We start from the raw sequence: 522 nt of genomic DNA, 5'->3' as shown, positions 1-522 counted from the left end.
TCCGGCGGCGATGGAGGCCGCATAGGCAAAGGCGATCGCCGACGGCGTTTCCCCGGATACGGCACACACCAGCCCGCCCCCGGCGTCAAAGGTGACGTCCGCGCCGCTGAAACCGGCCAGCGTTGCGATGTGGTCCAGCAGGTGGGCACGGTCGTCGACCACATAGAACGGCAGATCGGGGCCGGCGGCGATCTCAGCGGCATCGACGCCGGCGCGTCCGGCCAGATCCGTGATAATGTCGCCGGCGGACATGTCGACGAAGCTCTGGTTGATGCGCAGGCACGCCAAGGCCTCGCCGCCGTTGCCGGCGGTGACGATCGTCTGCCCGTGGATGTTCGTGGATACGGATGACACCGTTCCGGTAAACAGATCCTCGACGCCGCTGTCGGCATACCCCATGGCCACCGTCAACCCGTCTCCTGCGGCGAATTCCGACTGTGATGTCGCAAGGACGCATGAAACGGTATCCAGCGCCGGCCCCATCCTCAGCGCCACGCGCACCTGGGCGCAGGCGCTCTCCGG

Annotated in this window: 1 protein-coding gene; it reads right to left on the bottom strand. The window is 67.2% G+C overall.

Annotation, left to right across the window (positions count from 1 at the left end; translation table 11 throughout):
* Positions 1-522: hypothetical protein (locus JCM12296_RS40920; protein WP_218188481.1), on the bottom strand; the 522-nt coding region annotated here is incomplete at both ends.

It is taken from the genome of Desulfosarcina cetonica JCM 12296 (genome assembly GCF_001311845.1).
Lineage (GTDB): Bacteria > Desulfobacterota > Desulfobacteria > Desulfobacterales > Desulfosarcinaceae > Desulfosarcina > Desulfosarcina cetonica.
The sequence above is the reverse complement of the archived record's forward strand: the minus strand, read 5'-3'. Positions and strand labels throughout refer to the sequence as shown.